Annotated in this window: 16 protein-coding genes; 7 read left to right on the top strand and 9 right to left on the bottom strand. The window is 75.9% G+C overall.

Annotated features, from left to right (window positions below; genetic code table 11):
* Window positions 1-342 precede the first annotated feature (342 nt).
* Together ACZ4VL_RS29810 and ACZ4VL_RS29805 are read right to left on the bottom strand one after the other, a co-directional pair.
* On the bottom strand, window positions 343-1,725 hold the full coding sequence (locus ACZ4VL_RS29810) for an MFS transporter (protein ID WP_468205974.1): 1,383 nt from the start codon (window positions 1,723-1,725) through the stop codon (window positions 343-345).
* A gap of 67 nt (window positions 1,726-1,792) precedes the next feature.
* Complete coding sequence (locus ACZ4VL_RS29805; protein WP_468205971.1) at window positions 1,793-2,563, bottom strand: glycerophosphodiester phosphodiesterase family protein; 771 nt, start codon at window positions 2,561-2,563, stop codon at window positions 1,793-1,795.
* Window positions 2,564-2,817: 254 nt separating this feature from the next.
* On the opposite strand from ACZ4VL_RS29805, the gene ACZ4VL_RS29800 reads away from it, so the two are divergent.
* The gene (locus ACZ4VL_RS29800; RefSeq protein ID WP_468205968.1) at window positions 2,818-4,320 is read left to right on the top strand and encodes an SCO1417 family PLP biosynthesis transcription factor; all 1,503 of its coding nucleotides are present in this window, start codon (window positions 2,818-2,820) and stop codon (window positions 4,318-4,320) included.
* A gap of 4 nt (window positions 4,321-4,324) precedes the next feature.
* Here ACZ4VL_RS29800 and ACZ4VL_RS29795 read toward each other — a convergent pair whose 3' ends face one another.
* A complete protein-coding gene (locus ACZ4VL_RS29795) occupies window positions 4,325-5,998 on the bottom strand; it encodes a P-loop NTPase family protein (RefSeq protein ID WP_468205967.1) in 1,674 nt (557 codons plus the stop codon).
* A gap of 39 nt (window positions 5,999-6,037) precedes the next feature.
* On the bottom strand, window positions 6,038-6,232 hold the full coding sequence (locus tag ACZ4VL_RS29790) for a hypothetical protein (protein WP_030162614.1): 195 nt from the start codon (window positions 6,230-6,232) through the stop codon (window positions 6,038-6,040).
* 269 nt (window positions 6,233-6,501) lie between these two features.
* Between ACZ4VL_RS29790 and ACZ4VL_RS29785 the strand changes: the two genes are divergently transcribed.
* Together ACZ4VL_RS29785 and ACZ4VL_RS29780 are read left to right on the top strand one after the other, a co-directional pair.
* Window positions 6,502-6,924, top strand: a complete 423-nt coding sequence (locus ACZ4VL_RS29785; protein WP_361091244.1) for an ankyrin repeat domain-containing protein — start codon at window positions 6,502-6,504, stop codon at window positions 6,922-6,924.
* A 352-nt stretch (window positions 6,925-7,276) separates the two neighbouring features.
* Window positions 7,277-8,674, top strand: coding sequence for a HEAT repeat domain-containing protein (locus tag ACZ4VL_RS29780; RefSeq protein ID WP_468205964.1), 1,398 nt, complete (start codon window positions 7,277-7,279; stop codon window positions 8,672-8,674).
* Between the two features lie 708 nt (window positions 8,675-9,382).
* Here ACZ4VL_RS29780 and ACZ4VL_RS29775 read toward each other — a convergent pair.
* The 4 genes from ACZ4VL_RS29775 to ACZ4VL_RS29760 form a co-directional block, all read right to left on the bottom strand.
* Window positions 9,383-9,694, bottom strand: a complete 312-nt coding sequence (locus ACZ4VL_RS29775; RefSeq protein WP_468205963.1) for an RNA polymerase sigma factor — start codon at window positions 9,692-9,694, stop codon at window positions 9,383-9,385.
* 75 nt (window positions 9,695-9,769) lie between these two features.
* Window positions 9,770-10,702: a 5-oxoprolinase subunit C family protein gene (locus tag ACZ4VL_RS29770; protein WP_468205960.1), complete on the bottom strand. Its 933-nt coding sequence runs from the start codon at window positions 10,700-10,702 to the stop codon at window positions 9,770-9,772.
* Window positions 10,699-11,316: a 5-oxoprolinase subunit B family protein gene (locus ACZ4VL_RS29765; RefSeq protein WP_468205958.1), complete on the bottom strand. Its 618-nt coding sequence runs from the start codon at window positions 11,314-11,316 to the stop codon at window positions 10,699-10,701. Before ACZ4VL_RS29765 ends, ACZ4VL_RS29770 begins: the two co-directional genes overlap by 4 nt.
* Window positions 11,313-12,074 (bottom strand): LamB/YcsF family protein, encoded by a 762-nt coding sequence (locus tag ACZ4VL_RS29760; RefSeq protein WP_468206004.1) that lies wholly within the window; start codon window positions 12,072-12,074, stop codon window positions 11,313-11,315. The genes ACZ4VL_RS29765 and ACZ4VL_RS29760 overlap by 4 nt, the downstream gene beginning before the upstream one ends.
* Before the next feature lie 135 nt (window positions 12,075-12,209).
* Here ACZ4VL_RS29760 and ACZ4VL_RS29755 point away from each other — a divergent pair, with 135 nt between their 5' ends.
* The 4 genes from ACZ4VL_RS29755 to ACZ4VL_RS29740 all read left to right on the top strand — a co-directional run bounded on the left by ACZ4VL_RS29755 (window position 12,210) and on the right by ACZ4VL_RS29740 (window position 19,564).
* On the top strand, window positions 12,210-13,715 hold the full coding sequence (locus tag ACZ4VL_RS29755) for a hypothetical protein (protein ID WP_468205955.1): 1,506 nt from the start codon (window positions 12,210-12,212) through the stop codon (window positions 13,713-13,715).
* Window positions 13,712-13,906 (top strand): hypothetical protein, encoded by a 195-nt coding sequence (locus tag ACZ4VL_RS29750; RefSeq protein WP_468205952.1) that lies wholly within the window; start codon window positions 13,712-13,714, stop codon window positions 13,904-13,906. The genes ACZ4VL_RS29755 and ACZ4VL_RS29750 overlap by 4 nt, the downstream gene beginning before the upstream one ends.
* The gene (locus ACZ4VL_RS29745) at window positions 13,903-14,802 is read left to right on the top strand and encodes a hypothetical protein (RefSeq protein WP_468205950.1); all 900 of its coding nucleotides are present in this window, start codon (window positions 13,903-13,905) and stop codon (window positions 14,800-14,802) included. The genes ACZ4VL_RS29750 and ACZ4VL_RS29745 overlap by 4 nt, the downstream gene beginning before the upstream one ends.
* Before the next feature lie 76 nt (window positions 14,803-14,878).
* Window positions 14,879-19,564, top strand: a complete 4,686-nt coding sequence (locus ACZ4VL_RS29740) for a hypothetical protein (protein WP_468205947.1) — start codon at window positions 14,879-14,881, stop codon at window positions 19,562-19,564.
* Between the two features lie 55 nt (window positions 19,565-19,619).
* Here the strand turns inward: ACZ4VL_RS29740 and ACZ4VL_RS29735 are convergent, their stop codons facing one another.
* Window positions 19,620-20,099 (bottom strand): hypothetical protein, encoded by a 480-nt coding sequence (locus ACZ4VL_RS29735; protein WP_468205943.1) that lies wholly within the window; start codon window positions 20,097-20,099, stop codon window positions 19,620-19,622.
* Window positions 20,100-20,172 lie beyond the last annotated feature (73 nt).

Here is a 20,172-nt window from a genome sequence, read left to right as displayed (position 1 = left end):
CGTGCCTCCCGGGCTTGTCGCCCACAGGACAGGTGTCGCTGTCGTCGTCATCCGGTCAACGTCCGGTCGGCGGTATAGATTCCCGCTCCGGGTGATGCGTCGCCCGTCGTGCCGCCCCTTGTTGTACCCACCACTGCCCGTTTTGTCACATCTGGCAGCAGATGTCACCCAACGTCTTCACTTCTTCAGCACGCAGTAACGGTCCGCCTGGCAGGCCAAAGGCGTACACTACCGGCCCTTTGCTTCGACGTCGAAATCCGTTCGGAAATCGCATGGAAATCCGGCCTCCGACCGCCCGCCGGACGGGCCCCGGCCGTGTCCTGATCACGGCCGGGCCCGCCGTCAGATCCGCTCCGGAACAGGATTGCCCGCCGCCTCCACCGCGCGCCGCACCGGCACCCGCGCCAGCAGCACGAAACCCAGTGCGAAGAAGACCACCAGCGAGATGATCGCGTCCCGGTAGCTGCCCGTGACCTGGTACGTCAGGCCGAACACCAGCGGTCCGACCCAGCTCAGGCCGCGGTCGCTCATCTCGTACGCGGAGAAGTACTCGGCCTCCTTGCCCGCCGGGACCAGGTGCGAGAACAGCGACCGCGACAGCGCCTGGCTGCCGCCCAGGACCAGCCCGATCATCGCGGCGAGTGCGAAGAACCACATCGGGGTCCGCGCCGGCAGGAAGTAACCGGCCCCCAGGGTCAGCGCCCACGCGGCGAGCGAACCCAGGATCGTGCGCTTGGCCCCGTACCGGCCCGCGAGCCGGCCCATCGCCAGGGCCCCCACCACCGCCAGGACCTGCACCAGCAGCACCGCGGAGATCAGCGTGGACTGTTCGAGCTCCAGCTCCTCCGCGCCGTAGACCGAGGCCTGCGAGATCACCGTCTGCACGCCGTCGTTGTAGATCAGGTACGCCAGCAGGAAGGACAGGGTCAGCGGGTAGCGCCGCATGTCCTTCAGCGTGGCGACGAGCTGCTTCCAGCCGCTGACGGCCGGCGCCGCACCCGGTTCGGGCACGACCGCCCGGTCCCGGAGCCGGCGCAGCGGGATCAGCGCGAACGCGCCCCACCACAGGCCCGCCGAGGCGAGGCAGATCCGCACCGCCATGCCCTCGGACATCCCGAAGGTGTCGTGGCCCAGGTAGAGCGCGAGGTTCACGACCAGCATCAACGAGCCCGCGGTGTAGCCGAAGGCCCAGCCCCGCGAGGAGACGGTGTCGCGCTCGTCCGGAGTGGAGATCTGCGGCAGGTACGCGTTGTAGAGCACCATCGACACCGACAGCGCGGCGTTCGCGACGACCAGGAGCAGCCCGCCCAGCAGGTAGCGGTCGCCCTGGAGGAAGAACATGCCCGTCGTGGCCGCCGCGCCCACGTACGCGGCCACCGCCAGCAGCGGCTTCTTCCGGCCGGTCCGGTCCGCGAGCGCCCCCACCAGCGGCATGAGCAGCACGGCCAGGACCACCGACGCCGACACCGCGTACGCGAAGTACGAACCGGCCCGCACCGGGATCCCCAGCGGGTGCACGAACCCCTCGGGGTCCGCGGCCGCCTTCGCCACGGACGTCAGGTACGGCCCCAGGAACAGCGTCAGCACGCTCGCCGAATACACCGACACGGCGAAGTCGTAGAAGTACCACCCCTGCTGTTCGCGTTTGCGCGAGGCCGCCGCCGCAGCGGCCGGTCTGCCGTCCTCGGAGCCGGTCCCCGCCTCGTCCGTCGTCTGCGCACTCATGCGTGCCCCCTTGCGGTTCCGGTGTCGCGCGGTATTCCGGATACCGCGCGGCGGCCCCGCAGCCCTCTCAGGCCCAGGCCCCGCGCCGCTCCAGCACCGTGCGCAAGATGTCGATCCGGTCGGTCATGATGCCATCGACTCCCAGGTCGAGGAGAGCCTCCATACGTTCCGGTTCGTTCACGGTCCACACGTGGACCTGCAGCCCCCGCTCGTGCGCGGCGCGCACGAACCGGCGGTCGACCACCCGGATCCCGCCCTGCTTCTCGGGCACCTGCGCCGCCACCGCGCCCGCCCGCAGCGCAGCCGGGATCGCGAACGAGCGCAGCCGCAGCCCGAGGACCCCGCGCACGCCGTACGAGGTCGCCAGCCGCGGCCCGGCGACCTTGTGGGCCCGCGCCACCCGGCTCTCCGAGAACGAGCCCACGCACACCCGGTCCCACACCTGCGCCCGGGCGATCAGGTTGACCAGCGGGTGCAGCGCCGACTCCGCCTTGATGTCGACGTTCCACCGGGCGTCCGGGAACTCCTCCAGCAGTTCCTCGAACAGCGCGAGCGGCTCACTGCCCCCCACCCGGACCTGCCGCAGTGCCTTCCACTGCTGCTCGCGGATCCGGCCCCGGCCGTCGGTCACCCGGTCCAGCGTCGCGTCGTGGAAGGCGACCAGCTTGCCGTCGGCCGTGGCGTGCACGTCGGTCTCGAAGTACCGGTACCCGGCCTCGGCGGCCTGCCGGAAGGCGGCGGCGGTGTTCTCCAGCCCGTCCGCGGCCCCGCCCCGGTGGGCGAAGGCGATCGGCGCGGGGTGGTCCAGGTACGGATGGCGAAGGCTTGCGTGCGTCACCGCCGCAGTATGCCCCCTCCTCACGGCTCTCCGGCAGCCTCCTCGTGGAGCCCCGGTGAACGCCGGGGGCGGCGTCCGGGAGCGGCGCGCCCCAGTGCCCGACCCGCGGGCGCGCGGGCGCGTGCCGCACCGCACCGGCACCCCGCCCTGGCCCGAGCGGTGCGGCCGTGGCACTCTGGGCCTTCGAAGGCAATCCAATCCGGGGCCCGGTCGGCACCCGGAGGGGCCAATCCGAGGAAGGTGGACCGGACGCGATGGCGGAGTGGACCTCGGCAGTGGGGGCCGCGCAGCTCGCGCGGCTCATCACCTCCCAAAACCAGCGGCCCGGCGTCCCCGGCGCGCGCAAGCCGCCCGCTTACCGCTCCCTGGCCGACGGGATCCGGCTGCTCGTCCTCGAAGGACGCGTTCCGGTCGCGGCCCGGCTGCCCGCCGAGCGCGAGCTCGCCGTCGCCCTGTCCGTCTCCCGCACCACCGTCGCCGCCGCCTACGAGGCCCTGCGCGGCGAGGGCTTCCTCGAGTCCCGCCGCGGCGCCGGCAGCTGGACCGCCGTACCGGCCGGCAACCCGCTGCCCGCCCGCGGTCTGGAACCGCTGCCGCCCGAGTCCCTCGGCTCGATGATCGACCTCGGCTGCGCCGCGCTCCCGGCCCCCGAGCCCTGGCTCACCAAGGCCGTACAGGGCGCCCTGGAGGAACTGCCCCCGTACGCGCACACCCATGGCGACTACCCCGCCGGACTGCCCGCCCTGCGGCGGATGCTCGCCGACCGGTACACCGAGCGCGGCATCCCCACCATGCCCGAACAGATCATGGTGACCACCGGGGCCATGGGCGCCATGGACGCCATCTGCAGCCTCTTCGCCGGCCGCGGCGAGCGGGTCGCCGTCGAGTCCCCCTCCTACGCCAACATCCTCCAGCTGATGCGCGCCGCCGGCCTCCGGCTCGTACCGGTCGCCATGGCCGACGGGCTGGCCGGCTGGGACCTGTCCGTCTGGCGGCAGGTGCTGCGCGACGCCGCCCCCCGCCTCGCCTACGTCGTCGCCGACTTCCACAACCCGACCGGCGCCCTCGCCTCCGCGGACCAGCGCCGCGCCATGGTCGAGGCCGCGCGCTCCGCCGGCACCGTCCTGGTCGTCGACGAGACCATGGCCGACCTCCGGCTCGACCCCGACCTGGACATGCCCCGCCCCGTCTGCTCCTTCGACCCGGCCGGCTCCACCGTCATCACCGTCGGTTCCGCCAGCAAGGCCTTCTGGGCCGGCCTGCGGATCGGCTGGGTCCGTGCCGCCCCCGACGTGATCCGCAGCCTCGTCGCGGCCCGCGCCTACGCCGACCTCGGCACCCCGGTGCTGGAACAGCTGGCCCTGAACTGGCTGATGCGGACCGGCGGCTGGCAGGAGGCCGTGAAGCTGCGCCGGGAACAGGCCCGGGAGAACAGGGACGCGCTGGTCGCCGCGGTGCGCCGGGAGCTGCCCGACTGGGAGTTCGAGGTCCCGCAGGGCGGGCTGACCCTGTGGGCCCGGGCCGGCGGCCTCTCCGGCTCGCGGCTGGCCGAGGTGGGGGAGCGGGTCGGCGTACGGGTCCCCTCGGGCCCGCGGTTCGGCGTGGACGGGGCCTTCGAGGGCTACGTCCGGCTGCCCTTCACCGTCGGCGGGCCGGTGGCCGACGAGGCCGCGGTCCGACTCGCGGCGGCCGCCCGGCTGGTCGGCACGGGCGCGGGGGGCAGCGGCGCGGAGCCCCCACGCACCTTCGTGGCGTAGCGCCTCAGGGCGCCTCCGCCGGGACCTCCGGATTCCGGTCCGCGGTGCCGGTCTGCGGCCCCTGACCCTGCGCCGGGGGCTGGACGTGCAGCGACTTGGCCGCGGGGGCCCGGCCGCCGGGCCCGCCGGCCGGGCCCCTGCCGCCCTGGCCACCGCCGCCCGGGCCCGGCTGTACGCGGGCCGGCAGCAGCTCCAGCACCGCCTGCCGGTGCGCCGGCTCCGCGTCCTCGTCGTACGGGTCCGGCGCCGCGGGCACCTGGAGGCGGTGCACCGGCCCGGAGCCGATCCGGGCGTACCCGCGGCCCGGCGGCACGTGCGTGGTCGGCGTGGTGTGCGGCGGCAGCCCCAGCACGTCGCCGATCTGCCGGGCCGAGGCGGGTCCGAGCACGACACGGGCCCGCGTGTGCTGCCAGACCGCGTCGCCCAGGAGCTCCAGCTCGTCGAACTGCTCGGCCACCACCACCGTGACGTGCGCGGCGCGGCCGTGCCGCAGGGGCACCTGCAGCCGACCGAACGGGTCGGGAGCCCCCTCGGCCGCCGCGACGTGGGCGAGCACGCCGGGCCGGTCCAGCAGGATCCACAGCGGCCGCCGGGCGTCCTCGGGGACGGGACGTCCGGCCTCGCGGGCCCGGAGCGTGGCGACGAGGCGGCGCTCGGTCTCGTGCGCCGCCCAGTCCAGGGCGGCCAGCGCCCCGGCCGGCCCGCACTCCACGGCCGGTACGCCGCTGCGGCCCGACAGGCAGGAGAACTCGCCGCTGCCGCCGCCCTCGACGACCAGGACCTCGCCGCCGTGCCGCAGCGCCTGCAGGGCGATCGAGCGCAGCAGGGTGGACGTACCGCTGCCCGGGTGGCCGACGGCCAGCAGGTGCGGTTCGGCGGACCGCGGCCCGGTGCGCCAGATCACCGGCGGCGCGTCGCGCTGCCCGCCGTCCTCCGCCACGGGCAGGGTGCGCTGCACGCCGTCCGCGTCGGTGAAGCCCAGCACGGTCTCGGTGGGCGAGGTGACGAACGGCTGGACGGCGGTGTCCGTCGGCAGGGGGTCCAGGACCCGCAGGTCCAGCCGGTTGCCCTCCTCGTCCCAGTCGAAGAGGTACTCGCGGCCGCGCCCGGACTTTGCGTGCAGCAGTGCCTCGATCCGGGCCCGGGAAGCGGGCTCGCCGTCCGTGAAGTACGCCGGGTAGCGGATCCGGAGCCGGGTGATCCGACCCGCTCCGTCGAAGGCGTGGTCGCTGAAGGCCCGCTGCCACTCCCCGCCGTGCGCGAAGAGCGGGCTGGGGTCCTCCGGGACGGCGAAGTAGGGCACGAGCGCCTCGTACAGGGAGGCGAGCCGTTCGAGCTCCGCCTCGCTCGGCCCCGTCTTGACGGGGGTGCGCTCGCGGCCCTGCCAGGCCGCGGCCGCCATGAGGGCGGCCATGGCGAGGAGGGGACCGTAGGGGGCGAGCGCGAGGACGAGGACGACGGCGGCCCCCAGGAACAGGGCGGGACCGCGCCTGTCCTTGGGGGTGGCGGCCCACCGGCGTCGGGCGGCCGCGGCCAGGAGGCGCAGGCCGCGCGCGATGACCAGCAGCGGATGGAGGACGTCCGTGGCACCGTCGGCGGCCGTTCGGGCGAGCTCGCGTCCCCGGGCGGGCGACAGGATGCCGCTGGCGCGGAGGCGGGGGAGTGGGCGCCGGGCCACGGGCGTCTCCTGGAGGTGCGGTGCGGTGGGGGCGGGGGGCTAGAGCTTGATCCCGCCGAGCAGGCTCGCGAGGCTCGCCGTACTCGCCGTGATGCTCGGGGCGATGGCGGAACCTGCGAGGAAGAAGCCGAACAGTGCGCAGACGAAGGCGTGGCTGAGCTTCATCCCGTCCTTCTTGAAGAAGAGGAAGGCGATGATGCCGAGCAGGACGACGCCTGAGATGGAGAGGATCATGAGGTTTTCTCCTGGTGGGTGGGGACAGTCACCATCAGTTGTGCCAAGCTCACAGGAAGTATCAATGCGATAAAAGGTGCGTACGGGTGAATTTCCGGTTCTTTCACTTGACCGGCTCAGCCCGGGCGGCCGGCCGGACCGCCGCCGGGCCCCACTGTCGGCCCGAGGGCGCCCGCGCCGTGGACGCGGACCCCGTCGGTGCAGGTCGGGGCGCTACCCTGGCGATTCACCCGAATGGACGCGCACGAGTGGAAGGCGGAACGCGACCGATGAGCGAGCACCAGCCCACCGACAGGGGATCCGAGGACGCCCCCGACGCGGACGTCATCGAGCTGGCCACCAAGGTCTTCGACCTCGCACGCCAGGGCGAGACCGCCGTGCTCGCCGCCTACGTCGACGCCGGCGTCCCGGCCAACCTCACCAACGACCGCGGCGACACCCTCGTCATGCTGGCCGCCTACCACGGCCACGCCGAGACCGTCACGGCCCTGCTCCAGCGCGGGGCCGAGGCCGACCGCGCCAACGACCGGGGCCAGACCCCGCTCGCCGGAGCGGTCTTCAAGGGCGAGGAGGCCGTCATCCGCGCCCTCCTCGCCGCCGGCGCCGACCCGCACGCCGGGACCCCCTCGGCCGTGGACACCGCCCGCATGTTCGCCAAGGCGGACCTTCTCGAGCTCTTCGGAGTCAAGTAGTCCGCTTCGGGGCGTGACCTGGCATGGTGTGACCCGGCGCCGAGCTCACGGCTTGGTCACGGCGGCCGTAAATGTGGTCGCGGCGCACAAACCGGCTGGGTCATCATGGCGTCGGATTCGATTCGCGAACACGACGGACGGGCAGGAGGGGGCAGGACACGACGGACCGTGTCCCGGCCACCTCCTGCGTACCCCCCCGGCCGGCCCTGGTCGCGAAGCACCGACGAGAGTGAGAAGGCAATGGTCTACATCGAGCGGAACAAGACGACGGCGGACGTCCTCACATGCTGTTACGCGGCCCTGTGAACCCTGTTTCCCGGTTGCGTCCCCAGCTTGATTTGAGGCCATTCCCATGTTCGAACCAGTCATAGCGCCAAGCGGCACCCTGCTCGGGCTCCTCCAGCGGGGCCGCGGCGACGGCACCCTCCACGCACTCGCGGCCCCCCGGGCCGAGGCCCTCCAGGCCCTCAACCAGTGCGTGCTCCGTGACCCGCGCCAGGACTGGCAGGTGGAGAACCGCTCCCTGTACTACGCCCGCCTGTACCTGGACCTCGACGGTCCCCTGGGTGAGATCGAGACCCACCTCTTCAGCGCCGACGACCTCGTCGACGACAGCGACCACCGGACCGGCCTCGCCCTGTCCGTCCTGGGCCACCTGGCCTCGTACGGGCGCGACGACGCACTCATCCTGCTGCGCCGGTACGCCGCCTCCGGCGCCAACTGGGCCTGGGCCCTCGACGAGCTCGCCCTGCGCGACGACGACGAGGGACTGCTGTCCCTGGCCGAGCCCGTGCTCGGCCGCTTCCCCGCCACGGCGGAGGGCGAGGCGCGGCTGGCCGCCGCCGTCCGCGACGCCTACGAGCCCCGCCCCTGGTGCCTGTGGGAGGAGACCGCCCGGTACGGCGCCCGCCTCGGCGCGGCACGCCGCCAGGGCTCCTTCGACCGCTGGCAGCGCCAACTCACCCCCAACGGCCCCCGGCCCGGCTGGGGCGTCCAGGCCGTCTTCGACTGGGCCGCCGAGGGCCTGCGCCGCGGCACCCCCTTGCACGTGCCCGCCGCACGCTGTCTCGCCGCCGTGGCCTCCCCCGAGGACCGCGGCACCATCCTCGCCGCGGCCGCCGGCGCCGCCGGCGACGCCGCCCGGGCCACCGCCCTGCACCACCTGGTCCTCGCCGAACCGGAGAACCCGGTCGTCCTGGACCTCATCGAGGCCGCCGCCGACGAACCCGCCGTCGCCGCCTACGAACGCATGACCGGCCCCACCGCCCTCGACCGGGCCCGCAGCTGGGTCCAGCGGCCCGACGCCCTCGGCGAGGCCGCCGCCGCCCTCCTCGCCACCCACGGCGAAGCCGGGGACGCACACCTGGTCCTCGGCGCCCTCCGCTCCACCGTCCGCGGCTCCGGCCCCGACTCCGCCCGCCTGTACGCCCTCGTCGACGGCGCCGGCCGGCTCGCCATCGGCTGCGCGGCGCCCGTCCTGCGGCACGTCTACCGCGAGACGGCCTCCTCCCACCTGCGCGGCCGCGCCGCCCGGGCCCTCGCGGGCACCGACCCCACGTTCGCGTCGGGCTTCGCGGTGGAGTGCCTGTGGGACTGCGAGGAGACCACCCGCGAGGTGGCCGCCCGCCACGCCGAGACCGCCGACGTCCGCGTCGCCCCGAGGCTGCGCCGCCTGGCGTCGGATCCGGCGGAGGAGGAGGACGTCCAGTCCGCCGTCCGCAGCCGGATCGCCCCCGAGTCGGCCGTCTAGGACCCGACCGCACGCAGACGACGCCGTGGGCCCGGCCCCCTCCGGGGTCGGGCCCACACGCACGCTCCCCGCCCGTTACTCCGGCGCCGGCGCGCCGGTCGGGGACACGGGGTGCCGTTCCGGGGAGGCGTCGATCTCGCACGGTGTCAGCTTCGACGTCTCCTTCACGCCGACCCGGAGCTGCTCCACCGGTCCCGGTATCCGGCTGTGCTGCGGCAGGCCGATCGTGATGCTCCCGCTGCCGTCCCTCGTCGGCGCGGGCGAGATCCCGGGTCCGGGTGGGGCCGGGTCCGCCGAGAGGACGGGCGGGGCAGCGCGCCCGCGGCGGAGCCCGTCGCAGGGGAAGAAACCGACGGCGCGGGCGCCGAGGGCAGCGGGGCGGGCAGCGAGCCGTCCCGCCCGGAACCGGGCGGGACCACCACCAGCCCGGCCGCCACGGCCGTCGCCACACCGATCGCGAGCGGTACGCCGTACCGCCGGACCAACGAACGGTCCGGGCTCGGTCCGGGCGTCTCCATCCTTGCCAGCAGCGCCGCCTTGCGCTTCTCCTCGAACGGGTGACGCCGAGGGCCTGCGCGGCCTCGGCCGCGGTCAGTTCGTCGACGACCACCAGGTCCAGGGCCGCGCGCAGCGGTTCGGACAGCGCCGCGTGGCTCTCGGCCAGGGCCCGGAAGGCCCGTTCGGCGTCGATCCGCTCCTCCAGCGCGGTCACGTCCTCCGCATCGAGCAGCCGGCGCCCGCTGAGCCGCGCCAGCGCGCCGCTCTCGCGGGCCCGGCCAGCACCTTGCGGGCTATGCCGAACAGCCAGGCCGCCGGTGCGGCCCGGCCGGGCCGGTAGGCGGCGGCCGAGCCCACGGCGGCGAGGAACACGTCCGCCGTCAGGTCCGCCGCGAGGTGCGGGTCGGCGACCCGGCGGGTCACGAACCGGAGCACGTCGTCGACGTGCTCCTCGTAGAACGCGCCGAACCCCTCGTGCGGGGTGAGCTCCGGTGGCCCGGCCTCCCTTCGTGGGCTGCCCACCCGGCACCCTCCTCTTCCGCGGCGCCCCTCGGGCCCCCTCTCACCCCTTTCCTGGCCGAAGCCGTCCGGAACGTTTCACCGACCGCCGCCCGCGCCCCGCCGGCCCGGCAGGAAGCGCACCGCGACACCCGGCCGGGCCTGCGCCGCGGCGTCCAGGGCCGGGCCCGGCGGGACCACGCCCACCACCGGGTAGCCGCCGGTCACCGGATGGTCCGCCAGGAACACCACCGGGAGCCCGTCCGGCGGCACCTGTACGGCCCCCAGCACCATGCCCTCGCTCGGCAGCTCCCCACCGCGGGAGCGGACCAGCGGGGTGCCCGCCTCGGTGCGCAGGCCGATCCGGTTCGACCGCGCCGACACCCGGAACACCGAACGCCACAGCGCGGTGAGCGAAGCAGGCTCGAACCAGTCCGCCCGCGGGCCCGGCCCGAGCGGGAGCACCAGTTCTGCCGGAGCCCCCGCCACCGGCAGTACGTCCGCCCCGCCCAGCGGATCCGGCCCGGCCGGCCCCACCGGCAGGACGCTCCCGGCCTCCGGCACGGCCGGCCCCAGCCCCGACAGCAGGTCCGTCGAGCGACTGCCCAGCACCGGCGGCACGGCGAAGCCTCCCCGCACCGCCAGGTAGCTGCGCACCCCCGACTCCGCCCGGCCCACCTCCAGCTCCGCACCCGCCGGGACCCGGACCGGCGCCCCCCAGGCCACCGGGCGACCCGCCACCCGTACCGCGCAGGGCGCGCCGGTGACCGCCACCGTGACCGCGCCCGCGGAGCCGGCCCGCAGCCCCACCCCGTCCAGGGTGGTCTCCAGGACCGCCGCGTCCGGCGGATTGCCCACCAGCCGGTTGGCCAGCGCGTACGCGGCCGCGTCCAGCGCACCCGACCGCGGCACCCCCAGGTGCGCGTACCCGGGCCGGCCCGCGTCCTGGAGCGTGGTCAGCGCCCCCGGCCGGACCACCTCCAGCGCCCTCGCCCTCGCCCTCGCCCCCGGCTCCGGCTCCGCCCCGCTCACCCGGCCACCTCCTCGAACCGCACCCGCACCCCCGGCGCGAACAGGGCCGCGGGCTCCCGCGCCGGATCCCACACCACCGCGTCCGTGGTCCCGATCAGCTGCCAGCCGCCGGGGGAGGAGCGCGGGTACACCCCGGCGTACTCGCCCGCCAGCGCCAGCGAACCCGCGGGGACCGCGGTGCGCGGCGTGTCCCGCCGGGGCAGGTGGAAGCGCTCAGGCAGCCCGGTCAGGTACCCGAAGCCGGGCGCGAACCCGCAGAACGCCACCCGGAACACCACCGACCCGACGACCTGCGCCACCTCCCGCTCCCGCATCCGCCACCGCCCGGCCACCTCCGCCAGGTCCGGCCCGTCGTACCGGACCGGGACGGTGACCAGCGGCCCCTCCGCCTCCGCGAGCGGCGGCACCTCCCAGTGCACGATCCGCTCCGCCAGCGCCCGCGGTTCCCGCACCCCGTCCAGCAGTACCGTCCGCGCGGCCGGCACGACGTCCCGTACGGGCCCCAGCGCGCCCGCGGCGCGCCGGCGCAGCACCTCGGCGTGGAGCGCGGCCACCTCCGCCGCCGAGTCCAGCTCGACCAGCACCGCCCCGCCGCCCACCACCAGGGCCCTCACGCGAAGGCCTCCACCCGTACGCCCGCCGCGTCCAGGGCCTGCCGCACGCGCCGCGCGAGGCCGGCCGCGCCCGGGGTGTCCCCGTGCAGGCACAGCGAGCGCGCCGGCACCGCGATCCGCGACCCGTCGGCGGCCTCGACCGCGCCGTCGGCGGCCATGGCCACCGCCCGCGCGACCACCGCGTCCGGGTCGTGCAGCACCGCCCCCGGCTCCCCGCGCGGCACCAGCGTCCCGGCCGGCGTGTACGCCCGGTCCGCGAACGCCTCCGGGACGGGCGTCAGCCCGGCCGTCTCCGCCGCTTCCAGCAGCAGCGACCCGGGCAGGCCCAGCACCGGCAGATCGCGGTCCGGTCCGGCCGCCGTGCGGACACCGGCGACGACCGCGGCCGCCTGCCCCGCGTCGTGCACGGTGCGGTTGTACAGCGCACCGTGCGGTTTCACGTACGACACCCGGGAGCCGGCCGCCCGCGCGAACACCTCCAGCGCCCCGATCTGGTAGGCGACCTCGTCCGCCAGCTCGTCCGCCGGCACGTCCATCGCGCGCCGCCCGAAGCCCGCCAGATCGCGGTACGACACCTGCGCGCCGATCCGCACCCCCCGCTGCGCGGCGAGCTCGCACACCCGCCGCATGATGGACGGGTCCCCGGCATGGAAGCCGCAGGCGACGTTCGCACTGGTCACGACAGACAGCAGGGCCTCGTCGTCCGTGAGCGTCCAGCGCCCGAAACCCTCACCCAGGTCGGCATTGAGATCGATCAGAGGTGTGATCATGGAAGCCATGGCGTGAGCCTAGTGCCGTGACCGCCCGGTCCGGCGGCCCCTCCGCGCGCCGGACCGATCGGGCCGAACCGTGCCGTTTGGGCTGTTGTCCCTGTCAGCGCCTAATCTTTGTCCGTGACTCTCCCTGCCCCGGCGAAGACCCTTCCGTCCCCGGCGCCGGGCCCGGCCGCCGACGAGGGCCTGGCCCGGCGGCTGCGCGCGCTCGCCTGCACCGCCCCCCTCCACGACCTCGACGTGCGCAAGGCCAACCTCGCCGGCGAGTACGGGATCTACGCGATGGCCGAAGTAGCCCTCGCCGCGATCGACCTGGTCACCCTCCACATGGACTTCGACACCGGGGCCGACCACGACCAGATAGTGGCCCGGCTGCTGCCGCGCATCGCCGCCCAGGCCCCGGACCGGCCGACGGCCGAGCACGAGCGCGTGGCCCGCTGGGTCCTCGAGAACCTGATCAACGTCGGCAGCGTCGACCGCGGCTTCCGTGCGATCTACGGCACCTTCGGCCCCGACGGCGTGTACGTCCGCCGCGACTACGACTTCAAACTCCTCGAAGAGGTCCCCGGCTACGGCGGCGCCGTCTACCTGCGCACCACCGACGAGGCCGTCAACGTCCTCGTCGGCGCCCTCGACACCGACGTCACCAGCGCCCAGATCGCCGCCGAGGTCAAGCTGGAGGTCCTGGTCAGCCGCGGCCGCCTCGCCGACGCCCAGCTCGCCGCCGAGCAGGCCCGCTACCGCACCGTCCAGTACGCCGAGACCCTGCGCCGCACCCTGGAGGCGACCCGGCGCAACGTCCGCGCCGTCGACTGGCTGCAGTCCGTACCCGACATGATCGACGAGGCCCTCGACCACGTCGCCGACCGCTACCGGCACGAGAACGCCATCCTGACGAACATCCGCAAGGTCCGCGACGAGGCGGAGGAGCCGGAGAACAAGCGGCGCGCCGCCGAACTCGTCGACATCGTCAAGGACTGCATCCGCCGCCACACCCAGCTCCAGTCACGGCTGCTCGAAGCCGGCCCGCTGTTCCGCGCCGAACAGGACCGGCAGGCCTTCGCCGCTCCCGCGCCGACCTCCGGGATCGACCTGTACGGGCAGCTGGTGGCCCCCCTGCTGTCGCTCCCCGTGGCCGAGGCGACCCGCGTCACCGACGCCTTCTTCGCCTCCGGCACCGGCCTGCGCACCCCCGTCTCCGTCCGCGTCACCGACCTGGTCGACATCCTGCTGACCCCGCCCGTCGAACGGGAACACCTCGGCGCGGAGATGCCCGAGCCGGACCTCATCGCCACCCCCGACGACAGCCGCTTCAGCGAGGAGCAGCTCGCCGCCGCGAAGGAGCTCCTGACGCTGCCGCACGACGCGCCGCGCCGGCTGTCCGGGCTGCTCGCCGAGGCCCGCCGCACCGACCCGGAGCTGCCGTACCTGGTGGCGCTGCTGGCCGTCCACGCCGCCAGCCCGGCCGTCGGCACGGCGTACCGGCAGGGCGAGGAGCAGCTGCTGTTCGCGGTGGACGACGGCACCGGGCTCGACGATCCCGAATTCGGCGGCGCCGACCTGATCGTCGGCACCGCCCTGCTCGACGCCGCCGCGATGACCGCGGACCGTACGGAGGCCGCATGACCCGCCGCGCCAGCACCCGGTCCCGCGCCGGCATCCGGTCCCGCGCCGGCACCGGGCGCCACCCCGGCGCCCCGTTCCGCGCCGGCCCCCCGTCCGCCGCCGCCCCGCACCCGACCCGGCCGCACGCCGCCCACCCGGCCGCCGCGCGCCCCCGCACCACCACCGCACACCACGAGAGGCAGTACCCGTGAGCGACCACCACGCCGAGCACCCCGCGTGGAGCGAGGCCGACGCCCCGACGGCGCCGTCCGCCCCGGCCGGCTCACCCGTGACCCCCGCCGACGCCGCGGACGCGGCCCGGCTCGTCGCCTTCGGCCTCCAGCCCAAGCTGCTGCCCGCCCGCGACGCCGAGTACGCCGACCTGCTGCGCCGCTACCGCGAGGACCCCGCCTTCGGCCGCCTCGCCGACGCCGTCGCCACCGGCCTCGGGCTCGTCGTCCTGGAAGTGTCCCCGCGCGCCGGCATGGCCGTCGCCGCCGGCGAGGACTCCGTCTTCGCCGTCCGGATGGGCGACTACGCCCGCCGCACCACCGCCGACTCCGGCGACCGCTTCCTGCACGGCCTCGCCCACCTCGCCCTCGCCGCCCTCGCCTTCCCCCGGCCCGAGGACCTCGCCGACGACGGCTACATCGGCCGCGTCACCGTCAACGGCGTCGACGCCTTCGTCCGCCAGGCCTGCCGCCGTCTGGAGGAGCGGGCCGAGGAGACCGGCGAGAACACCGACCCGGCCAGCGACGCCCCCGGCCTGGAGGCCGCCTGGCGCGTCTACGCCCGCCGCAGCGCCACCGGCGCCACCAAGGACGCCCGGCGCCTCGCCGGCTCCACCACCGGCATCGTCGGCAAGGCCGCCGCCTTCCTCACCGACTCCGGCTTCCTCCAGCGCACCGGTGACGACGCCGGCGGCACCTACCGCACCACCCCCCGCTACCAGCTCCAGGTCCGCGACATGGCGGGCAGCGCGGCCATGGCCGAACTCCTCGAACTCGGAGTGGTCCGCGTCGGCGACGGCACCGCCAGCCTCCTCCCGCCGCCCGAGGGCGACGACCTGGAGCTCGCCCCCGACGCGGGCCTGCCCTTCCACGCCTGAGCCCCGCGCTCGCCGGGCCCCGCGCCCCCACCGCACGTCCCGTACCACCCACCAGACACCACGAGAGCCCGCCGCCATGTACGAGCTGTCCCGGATCCGCCTCTACTCCATCGGGCCCGCCGGCGCACGCTACGCCGACACCGTGCTCGACCTGCGCGGAGTCGGCGAGCCGGTGCCCCACCCGGCACCCACCCAGGCGGAGTTCTTCGAGGACGAGCCCACCGGCCCGCCGCGCCGCCCCGCGCCCGCCGGCGTGCTCTTCCTGGAGAACGGCGGCGGCAAGTCCGTCCTGCTCAAGCTGATCTTCTCGGTGATGCTGCCCGGCCACCGCAACACCCTCGGTGGCGCCAGCTCCGGCGTGCTGCGCAAGTTCCTGCTCGCCGACGACTGCGGCCACGTCGCCCTGGAATGGCAGCACACCCAGACCGGCGAATGCGTCGTCGTCGGCAAGGTCAGCGAATGGCGCGGCCGCCAGGTCTCCAACGACCCCCGCAAGTTCGCCGAGGCCTGGTACTCCTTCCGCCCCGGCCCGGGCCTCAGCCTGGACAACCTGCCCGTCGCCGAGGCCACCGCCGTCCGCCCGCCCGTCGAGGGCGCCTCCGGAGCCCAGGGCCGCCGCCGCACGATGAAGGGCTTCCGCGACGCCCTCACCGAGGCCGGCAAGACGTACCCGCACCTCGAGGTGTACTTCGAGGAGATCCACGACCGCTGGAACGAGCACCTCACCGAGCTCGGCCTCGACCCCGAGCTCTTCCGCTACCAGCGCGAGATGAACGCCGACGAGGGCGAGGCCGCGGGCCTCTTCGCGGTCAAGAAGGACTCCGACTTCACCGACCTCCTGCTGCGCGCCGTCACCGACACCCGCGACACCGACGGCCTCGCCGACCTCGTCCACGGCTTCGGCAACAAGCTGGGCCGCCGTGCCGAGCTGATGGCCGAACGGGACTTCACCGCCGGCTCCGTGGACCTCCTCACCAAGATCGTCGAGGCCGCGGAGACCCGCTCCCGGCTCCGCGACGTCCACGCCGGGGCCGAGCGCCGCACCCGCACCCTCGCCCGCCGGCTGTCCGCGCGCGCCGCCCAGGAACGCGGCCGCGCCGCCGACCTCGCCCAGCGCGTCACCGGCGCCGCCCACGGAGTCACCGCCGCCGAGGCCGCCCGCGACCGCAGCGCCGCCATCGCCGCCGAACTCGCCTACCGGCACGCCTCGCTGGCCCTCACCGTCGCCGACAGGGCCGCCGCCGCCCAGCGCCGCGAACTCCTCGAGGCCCGCACCCTGCACGCCGCCTGGCAGGCCGCCGAGACCGTGCTGCGCCACCGCGCCGCCGCCGACCGCTCCGCCCGCGTCGCCGCCGCCATCCTGGAGGCCGAGCGGGACGCCGCCCCGGCCCTCGCCGCCCGCGCCTCGGCCGCCGCCGCCCTCGTACGGGCCCTGCACACCGCCGCCGAACAGGGCGAGGAGCTCGCCAACGAGGAGGAGGAGCGCTCCGCCACCCTCCAGGCCGCCGGTGAGGCCGCCCACCGCGACGCCACCGCCGCCGCCACCGCCGCCCAGCGCGCCCGCAGCGAGGCCGAGCACCTGCGGGCCCGGCTCGCCGAGGTCCAGCAGGAGACCGCCGAGGCCGTCCGCGCCGGCTGGCTCGACGACTCCGCCCCCGACGCCGACCCGGCCCGCGCCGCCCTCGCCGCCAGCGATGCCGAAACCGTCGCCGTCGCCGCGTGGGACGAAGCCCGGGACGCCGCCCGCACCGCCGCCGCCACCGCCCGGGAAGCCGCCGCCGCGGAATCCCGCGCCGAACTCACCGCCGCCCGCGCCGCGGACGCCGCCGACGCCGCCGAGGCCGCCCACGCCGCCGAACGGCTGGCCGCCGCCTCCCTGGCCGAAGCCCCCCGCCTCGCCGAACTCCTCGGCCTCCCGTCCGCCGCCCGGCCCGCCACCGTCCCCCGCCCGCGCGGCGCCGACGGCGCTCCGGCCGCCACCACCGCCCCCGACGCCGATCCGGCCCACGACCCGGCCGCCGGCGGACTCTCCGCCGCCGACCTCGACCGGAACGCCGAGGACCTGCGCGCCCTCCTCGGGGACGCCGTCACCTCCGCCGAACGCCAGCTCTTCGACCTGCGCACCGCAGCCGCCGACGACGCCCGCATCCTCGGCGCCCTCGGTGACGGCGGCCTCCTGCCGCCCGGCCCCGACGTCCTCGCCACCGTCGAGTACCTCGGTGAGCACGGCATCCCGGCCCTGCCCGGCTGGCGCTACCTCGCCCAGTCCGTCGACCCCGCCGACCACGCCGCCGTCCTCACGGCCCGCCCCGAACTCGTCGACGGCGTCATCATCACCGACCCCGACACCCACACCCGGGCCCGCGAGGTCCTCGGCGGCGCCGCCCTGCTGCCCCGCTCCACCGTCGCCGTCGGCACGGCCGCGGCCCTCCTCGCCCCCGTTCCCCCGGCCGGCGGCGACCCCGCCGCGGACGCCTCCGGCATCTTCATCGTCCCGCCGAACCCGGCCATGCACGACGAGCACGCCGCCGACGAGGAACGCCAGGCCCTGCGCGCCCGCGCCACCGCCCGCGACACCGAGATCCGCGACCTCGCCGCCCGTCTCGCCGGGGACCGGGAACTCGCCGCCCGGCTCGCCTCCTGGCGCACCGGCTGCCCGCCCGGCCGCCTCACCGAGCTCGCCGAGCAGGCCACCGCCGCCCGCGCCTTCGCCGAGGAGGCCGACGCCGAACTCGCCGAGGCCCGCACCGCCCGCGCCGAGGCCGAGGAGGTCTCCGCCGAGGCCGCCCGCGTCCGCGACGAGCGCCAGGACGCCGCCCAGCGCGCCCGCCGCGCCGCCGACGCCCTCGCCGGCCTCGCGTTCCGCCTGCGCGAACGCGCCGGCTGGCAGGCCAAGGCCCGCGAACTCGCCGACGAGGCCGCCGAGTGCGAGGCCCGCGCCGAGATCTGCCTCGACCGGGCCCGCGCCGCCGACGAGGACCGCCGCGCCGCCCAGCGCGCCGCCGACGACGCCCGCCGCACCGCCCGCGCCCTGCGCGCCGAACGCGCCGAGATCGCCGGTGCCCCCGAAACCCTCCCCGAGGACGAGACCGCCGCCCCGGACGGGCACCGCCCGCTGCCCGACCTCCGCGAGGCCTACCGGGCCGCCTCCCAGCTCTACGAGAAGGTCGGCGTCGGCGCCGACCTGCGCGCCGAACAGGCCCGCGCCGAGGGCGACGAGAGCGCCGCCCTCGCCGAACTCGACCGCCTCACCAACAAGGTCCGCACCCGCGCCGCACAGCTCCTCGAAGGCACCGACGGCGCCGACGGCCCCTCCCGCCAGGCGGCCGCCGCCCGCGCCGAGGCCCTCGTCCAGATGCTGGAGGGCCGCGCCTCCGCGGCCAGCGAGCAGCTCGGCCGGCTCCGCGGCGAAGCCGAACGGCACGCCCCCGCCGACGGCGGCGCCCACACCGACCTGCCCGAGGAGATGGTCCCCGAGGACGTCGAACAGGCCCAGGTCCTGCTGCGCACCGCCACCGCCCAGCTCGCCGCCCACACCGCCGCGGTGGAGGCCGCCCGCGCCGCCCACGCCGACCTGCTGCGCGCCCACCGCGCCGCCGAGGACGGCGCCGGCGGCTTCGACGAGACCGCCGCCCTCCTGCGGGACCAGCTGCGCGACCACACCCCGCACGAGGACGAGCAGGAGCCGACCGCACACACCGGCACCCTGGAAGAGGCCCGGCAGTCGGCCGCCGAGACCCGTCGCGCCCTGCGCGCCGCGGCCGCCGACCTCTCCGCAGCCGAGGCCGCCGTCCGCGAGTCGAGCGACATCCTCGTCCGGCACGCCAACGCGAACCGCTACGAGCAGGTACGCACCCCCGCGCGCCAGCAGATCCGCGAACTGCCCGCCTCCGCCCTGCCCGAGCACGCAGCGGCCTGGGCGGCCGCCTTCGCGCCCCGCCTGCGCGTCCTCACCGACGAGCTCGCCCAGCTGGAACGCAACCGCGACAGCATCGTCGACCGGCTCCGCGGACTGGTGGAGTCCGCCCTGGCGACCCTGCGCTCCGCGCAGCGCCTCTCCCGGCTCCCCGAGGGCCTCGGCGAATGGTCCGGCCAGGAGTTCCTGCGCATCCGCTTCGAGGAACCCGACCAGGCCACCCTCGTCGAACGCCTCGGCGAGGTCATCGACGACGCCACCCGCTCGGCGGTCAAGAAGAACGCCGCGTTCGGCGAGGGCCGCCGCGACGGCATGTCCCTGCTGCTGCGCGGCGTCCAGGCAGCCCTGGAGCCCAAGGGCATCGCGGTGGAGATCCTCAAGCCGGACGCCGTGCTGCGCGCCGAGCGCGTCCCCGTCGGCCAGATGGGCGACGTCTTCTCCGGCGGCCAGCTGCTGACCGCCGCGATCGCGCTCTACTGCACCATGGCGGCCCTGAGGAGCAACGACCGCGGCCGCGACAAGCACCGCCACGCGGGCACCTTGTTCCTCGACAACCCCATCGGCCGCGCCAACGCCACCTACCTGCTGGAACTCCAGCGGGCCGTCTCCGACGCGCTCGGCGTCCAGCTGCTGTACACCACCGGCCTGTTCGACACGACGGCCCTCGCCGAGTTCCCGCTGGTCATCCGGCTGCGCAACGACGCGGACCTGCGGGCCGGCCTGAAGTACATCAGCGTCGAGGAGCACCTGCGCCCCGGCCTGCCGCAGCCGTCCGCCGAGGGCGAGACGATCCACGGCGAGATCACGGCGACCCGCATGTTCCGCCGCAGCGCCGCGGCGTCCTGACCGCTCCCGCTCCCGCCCGCGGACCGGCCTCCCCGGTCCGCGGCGGGGCGGCGGCTCAGCCCCGGCCCGAGGGCGCCCCGAAGCGGGAGTCGCCGGCCGCCGACGGCCACGCGGCCGGCGGCCTGCCGTTCCGCGGTATTCGCCCCGCCGACCGGGCCTCCCGCCGGGCCCGGCGCGCCTCCCGCCGCGTGCTGCGCACCGTACTGCTCGGCTCCGACAGCACCCCGTACCGCTGGTTCCACATCTGCCGGGTGATCAGCACGTCCAGCACGGACCAGGTGGCCACGACGGTCCCGGCTATCGACACCAGCGCCATCGGAAAGGCCAGCCAGGAGCCGGTGAGCGTGAGGAAGAACGTGATCGTCGCCCCCGTCAGGGTGACGGCCACGATCAGCACCGCCCGCACCGCCGACTCCCGCACCGGATCCGGCAGTCGTCGCCGGCCGACCGGCTCCTCCTGCCACAGCGGCTTCCTCGGCCCGTCCGCTCCGGCCGCCGTTCCCACTTCCGCGTCCCTGTCCCCGTAGATCCCCATGACCGCGCCCTCCCCTCCGCACTGCCGGTCATGTCTACCCGGCCGCCCCCGGCCGAACGACCCCCGCCCGACG

The sequence above is a fragment of the Streptomyces sp. NPDC029014 genome, from assembly GCF_055564695.1.
This window is presented reverse-complemented; position numbering and strand designations above follow the sequence as displayed.

Bases quoted from the DNA above. Each gene is read 5' to 3' on its own strand.
- ACZ4VL_RS29735 (WP_468205943.1), bottom strand. From the start codon at position 20,099: ATGGGGATCTACGGGGACAGGGACGCGGAAGTGGGAACGGCGGCCGGA.
- ACZ4VL_RS29780 (WP_468205964.1), top strand. From the start codon at position 7,277: ATGTTCGAACCAGTCATAGCGCCAAGCGGCACCCTGCTCGGGCTCCTC.
- ACZ4VL_RS29750 (WP_468205952.1), top strand. From the start codon at position 13,712: ATGACCCGCCGCGCCAGCACCCGGTCCCGCGCCGGCATCCGGTCCCGC.
- ACZ4VL_RS29785 (WP_361091244.1), top strand. From the start codon at position 6,502: ATGAGCGAGCACCAGCCCACCGACAGGGGATCCGAGGACGCCCCCGAC.
- ACZ4VL_RS29740 (WP_468205947.1), top strand. From the start codon at position 14,879: ATGTACGAGCTGTCCCGGATCCGCCTCTACTCCATCGGGCCCGCCGGC.
- ACZ4VL_RS29810 (WP_468205974.1), bottom strand. From the start codon at position 1,725: ATGAGTGCGCAGACGACGGACGAGGCGGGGACCGGCTCCGAGGACGGC.
- ACZ4VL_RS29800 (WP_468205968.1), top strand. From the start codon at position 2,818: ATGGCGGAGTGGACCTCGGCAGTGGGGGCCGCGCAGCTCGCGCGGCTC.
- ACZ4VL_RS29790 (WP_030162614.1), bottom strand. From the start codon at position 6,232: ATGATCCTCTCCATCTCAGGCGTCGTCCTGCTCGGCATCATCGCCTTC.